The organism is Microcoleus sp. BR0-C5 (genome assembly GCF_036705045.1).
Classification (GTDB): domain Bacteria; phylum Cyanobacteriota; class Cyanobacteriia; order Cyanobacteriales; family Microcoleaceae; genus Microcoleus.
This window is the reverse complement of sequence record NZ_JAUBTR010000150.1, coordinates 1-4,788: the sequence shown is the minus strand read 5'-3', so window position 1 is coordinate 4,788 and position 4,788 is coordinate 1. Positions and strand designations below refer to the sequence as shown.

Genomic DNA, 4,788 nt, shown 5'->3' with positions numbered 1-4,788 from the left:
TGAGTACCTACCCAAATGGAATTATCGTGCAGTTCCGACTATTTAGCAGACGCTAAAGTTATTAAATTTTCATTCCTGAGTGGTTTCTTTCTGAGCGCTTTCAATCATGCCATCCAACCCGCTGAGCGTAAAATCGGGTAATAGTTCGAGCCGAGTTGTTTCCCCAGCATCCACCGCAATCGGTGCATCTAAACTAATTGGAGCATCTTTGTCAGGAGAGTACAAATCTTTAATTCGCCAACCCAGGTAGCCGTTGATCCAGTTGACAAAACTTTTTGAAACAGAAGGTGATCGCGGCTCAAAATTAGCAATCTCGCGACTAACCCATTCTAAAGTAAGGTTGAGGGCAGCAGGATAATTTGGATGAGCTGATTTTTTGACTCCTGGTAGTTGCTGAATTTGCAATAACAGCTTGTTCATGGCTGTTCGCCATTTTCTACTTTTAGCTGGGTTGTGGCGCACCTCTGCAATTAGAGCGCTTAACCGTCCATCTAGGTCATCCATGCGACTTTTTTGAGGAGCAAGTTAGTTTGTTTATTAGCTATGAAAATTTGCGATCGTGCGAAAATCCTAAGCTATTTTCTCATGTGGTTGAGCTCTTTGTGTGCGTAAATTCTTGCCGTCCGGAGGTTCGAGGCTATTTCCACGCGAATTATTGCAACTGAAGCAGGCTAAACGCAGGTTGGAGAGTGCGTTAGACCCGCCTCGACTTTTCGGGAGTAAGTGTTCGATGGTTCTTTCTGATTTCTGCATCGACTTGTTGCACCAGTGGCAGCGGTTTCCGTACAGTTCCAGAAGTTGGCGTCTCTTGTTGCGTCTTGAAGCTGGGGACATAAAGCTTTCGGAGCCTCACGGCTGTTACGTGTTCATTTACGTATCAGCTCCCTGCTAAAAATTTACGCAGCCATAATTTAAACTCTCCTGCTGCCTTTGATCCCTGGACTAAAGTCGAGCAGGTTTTCATGCTCGTTTTTGAGGATTTTTCTTTATTTTGGTTGGTAATTAGAAGACTTCAGAGCAGGAGCCAAAAAGCGTTCTGTGTAATACAAAGCCAGTTGATTGCTCACACCATTAAAAACCGCATCAAAGGCGTGTTCAGCCCAAGGAATTTCGACCATTACCGCACGGTTTCCAGTGGCTTGTAATTGTTCGTAGAGAGCGTCCAAACTAGGCCCCAACTATATGGTCGCGACCTGCATAAACCAGTAGAGAAGGGGGAAGGTTGGGTTTAACATAATTGATAGGAGAAGCTTCATGGTAAAGCTCTCTTAATTTGTCCGGGGTTCCTCCCAGAAAGGCACGCAGAATAGCTTGGACGTTTAGCGGGTCGGGAAAAGCTGGGTCATAATATCCCCGGAGCAGGTCATTTGGCCCGTAATAATTCACTACTGCCCGAATTGGAACTGTAGTTGAACGATAAGCATAAAGCGATGCTAAATGGGCACCGGCTGACCTTCCCATCAGAGAAATTCTGTCAATATCAATGAACCACTCATCGGCATGGGTTTTGATATACGACAGAGCAGTTTCACTTGATCGGGGGAAAGCAAATACAACGCCGTTATTCATGCGAACTTCCCGGACGGGGAATTCCCCGGAAGGCATCTGCTAGGATAAACGGTTGTTGTCGTCGTTGTGCCTGTTCAATTTGAGGAACGGCGGCCAAATAATCTGCCCCCAAAACTGCTTGGACTTCGGCCGTGATCCGTGTATTGGCTGCTGGGAACTGTAGCAGGGGGATTAGGCTGAGGCTCAGGGCAAGCAGGCTACAGACCAGGGATGTGTTGCAGAACCAGCCTTGTTGTCGTCTGAAGATGGTTAGCATTCGGGCGATCGCATTAATACCTACAAGCCAAGGGCTAATTTCTGGCGCTCCCACTGCCAAAGGAAACAGGGACAGTGTGGTCGCTGGTACGATGACCCAGAGGCTGAGAAATAATCCAACTGCACTCAGAAACGAAGAGATGAACAGGGAGACTAAAAACCATACTAATGACACTAGCTTTTTGTCGTTATTTTTAGGTCGCACAGATTTTTTCCCAAAGCCGGATTTTTAACTATTACGCCTTAGATCCCCCACTGAAGTCTGTACCCAGAATTAGTGGCGGGATCTAAGGCGAGAAAAACCGAAATTGTTTTCAACCGATATGAGGTACAGCCGAATAAGGACAGAGAACATTTGAAGTTTTTCTAAAACAGAAGCCTACACTGCTCCTGCCGATACAGTGTAGGTAGTTCACTCAGCTTAAATTAATGTGAATTTAAGTAGTTTTACTTTAAAATCCGCTTCATTTTTCCAATCCCTCACCCACCAAAGCTTCCAGTTCAGCTAACAGCTTCTCTAGTTTCTTTTGCTTTTTGGGGTCATCCCAAACCTTAGACTTTTTCACTCTGCCATAAGCTGCATCTACGCGACTTTTAAGTGAGTGATTTGGTGCTGTCGCCGGGCCTGTACTTTTCGCTGTTAAATCGGCAATGCGCTGTTTGATTTGGGTCAGGGAGAGGTCGAGAGCGATCGCCTCCTCTAGTAATTGGGAGCGCTCTGAGCTATCCTTAACTCGGGCGATCGCTCTGGCTTTGGTATACTCAATCTGTCCTTTCCGCAGCGCTCCAATCACATCATCTGGCAGGTTCAGCAACGGGAGGCGATTGGTTCGGAAACTCTCTGGAGTGTACTTCCCGACGAGTGCAAATATATCGCTTACTATTTGCCACTCCGAGCTGTGGATAACGTTATCCACACCGGCGCGTTCCGGGTGCGCGGCTGCTCCGAGCAAAGCAATAACTGACGAGGAGGTAGAGTTTAATTTCATTGCCAGCAATTGCAGAATCCCCTCAGTTTCCTCAATCGCATTCAAATCTTCCCGCTGCAAGTTCTCCAGCAGTGCAATAGAGAGAGCCTCTGTGTCTGTCAGTTCCCGAATCACAACAGGAATCTCAGTCAAACCTAACGACGAAGCGGCTCGATAGCGCCGTTCACCCGCTACCAATTCGTACTTGTTGCCATCTATTGGGCGTACCAGGAGCGGTTGCAGAATCCCTAGCTGCTTGACTGACTCCACCAGTTCTTGCATAGCTGTCGGATCGAAATAGCGGCGTGGCTGCTGCTGGGGCAAGACAATTTTGTGTATTGAGACAAGGGAGGATGCGGCATCTTCGCTGTCGCTGGTTCCTAATAGAGCCTCAACCCCTTTGATTTGATAAGGCTGACTGTCGCGCTTTTGATTCATCGCAGAGCTAAGAGTCCTTGTGCAATAGTATCGAGTATGGCGACGGCTGGATGTTTTGGATTGTACACGGCCAGAGGTACGTGTTGCTGTGACGCATCGGCGAAAGCGACAGTCCGAGGCACGGCAGGGTAAATCGCACCAATCTTCTCCAGAGAAGTAGTAATTGACTGCAAACTTTGAAAGGCCTGTACAGTACGGGTATCGTACAGCGTCGGAATCACTCCAGCAATCTGCAATGAACGATTAGCGCGTTTTCTGACGCGAGCAATGGTTTGCAACAGCAATTCTGTTCCTTTGAGAGCTTTATATTCAGTCTGAATCGGAATTAAGACGTGAGTGGAGGCAACTAGACTGATATAGGATAGGATGCCTAGCGAAGGAGGGCAGTCTATCAATATGAAGTCATAGTTCGAGCTAAGGGGGTCAATGACTTCTTTTAGCCGACTATCTCTCATGTCAGCCACCACCAGTTCCAGCTCTGCTCCGCTCAAATTAATATTAGAAGGGAGCAAGTCCATGTTGTGAAGGTTTTTGCGGAGCGCCGCGTCAGAACCGTTCATAATGGACTCGTAGACAGTTTCCTGTAACTCAGAGGGTTCCAAGCCCATGAAGGCGGTAAGCGAGGCTTGGGGGTCCATATCTACTAACAAGACTTTTTGCGAACGCTTCGCCAAATGGTAGCCTAAATTCATTGTCAAACTGGTTTTGGAGACACCGCCTGACTGGTTGAACAGCGCAATAATTTTGCTCATCTATTTTTAAGCACGCTCACTCAACGTGTTGATTAAACAATATTAGTGGACTGCGGCTTATTCTAGGTTAATCTTTGAAATAACTTTGAGAACCGCCTCTGATAACTGCGATCGCAGTTATCATTGAACAGAGATGTTGAGGGGAGCATCCCGATGCAAGCAAGTTGTCTCAAAAGATAACGGCAGTATAGGGCTTTCGAGGGATATCAGCGGTGTTTTTGCAAAATCGGGATGCTCCCGATGTTGAGCGCAGTCCATACCCATAACTTGGATTTTGGTGGGGTTCATTCAAAGGTAGTGTTGAGTCAAATCGCTGATAATATCTAAACTCATATTTTCCACTAACTTGGTCAAAGCCCCAGCAATTTGTTTCTGGGAGCGAGGAATTCGCTCAATTAACTGCCTTACCGCTTGCTCGTCTCCACAAGCGGCGGCTTTATAAAGCTTCTTAATCGACTCCCTCGGCAACACAGATAGCGACTCAGGAGTCAGTTGCTGGGCAGGCTCATCCTGTTCGGACTTCCTCGGCGACTCCTCTTCATAGATATAGCGAACACCCAAATGAAGCGCCATCTTCTCAAAAATTACTGTTTCTCGGAACGGTTTGGCAACAAAGTCATCGAAGCCATTCGACAAAGCGAGTTTCTTGGTTTCAACAAACGCATTAGCGCTCAAAGCAATAATTTTTGTATTGGAGCCGTCAGGCAGAGAACGAATTTTTCGAGCAGCTTTCAACCCACATTCCGCAGTTCTGGCTTTGATGACTAAGGATTTTCATACCTTCACTGTAGGAAAAATATCTGTGC

Annotated in this window: 8 protein-coding genes; all 8 read right to left on the bottom strand. The window is 46.9% G+C overall.

Annotation, left to right across the window (positions count from 1 at the left end):
* Positions 1-69: 69 nt before the first annotated feature.
* The 8 genes from QUB08_RS31305 to QUB08_RS31270 all read right to left on the bottom strand — a co-directional run bounded on the left by QUB08_RS31305 (position 70) and on the right by QUB08_RS31270 (position 4,717).
* Positions 70-504, bottom strand: coding sequence for a hypothetical protein (locus QUB08_RS31305; RefSeq protein ID WP_333230118.1), 435 nt, complete (start codon positions 502-504; stop codon positions 70-72).
* A 66-nt stretch (positions 505-570) separates the two neighbouring features.
* On the bottom strand, positions 571-834 hold the full coding sequence (locus tag QUB08_RS31300) for an HNH endonuclease (RefSeq protein ID WP_333230116.1): 264 nt from the start codon (positions 832-834) through the stop codon (positions 571-573).
* A 152-nt stretch (positions 835-986) separates the two neighbouring features.
* Positions 987-1,166, bottom strand: a complete 180-nt coding sequence (locus QUB08_RS31295) for a hypothetical protein (RefSeq protein ID WP_333230114.1) — start codon at positions 1,164-1,166, stop codon at positions 987-989.
* A gap of 1 nt (position 1,167) precedes the next feature.
* A complete protein-coding gene (locus QUB08_RS31290) occupies positions 1,168-1,569 on the bottom strand; it encodes an alpha/beta hydrolase (protein WP_333230113.1) in 402 nt (133 codons plus the stop codon).
* Complete coding sequence (locus QUB08_RS31285; RefSeq protein WP_333230111.1) at positions 1,562-2,029, bottom strand: hypothetical protein; 468 nt, start codon at positions 2,027-2,029, stop codon at positions 1,562-1,564. The genes QUB08_RS31290 and QUB08_RS31285 overlap by 8 nt, the downstream gene beginning before the upstream one ends.
* Positions 2,030-2,288: 259 nt before the next feature.
* Positions 2,289-3,230 (bottom strand): ParB/RepB/Spo0J family partition protein, encoded by a 942-nt coding sequence (locus QUB08_RS31280; RefSeq protein WP_333230109.1) that lies wholly within the window; start codon positions 3,228-3,230, stop codon positions 2,289-2,291.
* Complete coding sequence (locus QUB08_RS31275; protein WP_333230107.1) at positions 3,227-3,982, bottom strand: AAA family ATPase; 756 nt, start codon at positions 3,980-3,982, stop codon at positions 3,227-3,229. The genes QUB08_RS31280 and QUB08_RS31275 overlap by 4 nt, the downstream gene beginning before the upstream one ends.
* A gap of 288 nt (positions 3,983-4,270) precedes the next feature.
* Positions 4,271-4,717, bottom strand: coding sequence for a hypothetical protein (locus tag QUB08_RS31270; RefSeq protein WP_333230105.1), 447 nt, complete (start codon positions 4,715-4,717; stop codon positions 4,271-4,273).
* Positions 4,718-4,788 lie beyond the last annotated feature (71 nt).

What these genes read in the sequence shown, in the direction of transcription:
- QUB08_RS31305 (WP_333230118.1), bottom strand. Translation starts at nt 504, where the DNA reads ATGGATGACCTAGATGGACGGTTAAGCGCTCTAATTGCAGAGGTGCGC.
- QUB08_RS31300 (WP_333230116.1), bottom strand. Translation starts at nt 834, where the DNA reads ATGTCCCCAGCTTCAAGACGCAACAAGAGACGCCAACTTCTGGAACTG.
- QUB08_RS31290 (WP_333230113.1), bottom strand. Translation starts at nt 1,569, where the DNA reads ATGAATAACGGCGTTGTATTTGCTTTCCCCCGATCAAGTGAAACTGCT.
- QUB08_RS31280 (WP_333230109.1), bottom strand. Translation starts at nt 3,230, where the DNA reads ATGAATCAAAAGCGCGACAGTCAGCCTTATCAAATCAAAGGGGTTGAG.
- QUB08_RS31275 (WP_333230107.1), bottom strand. Translation starts at nt 3,982, where the DNA reads ATGAGCAAAATTATTGCGCTGTTCAACCAGTCAGGCGGTGTCTCCAAA.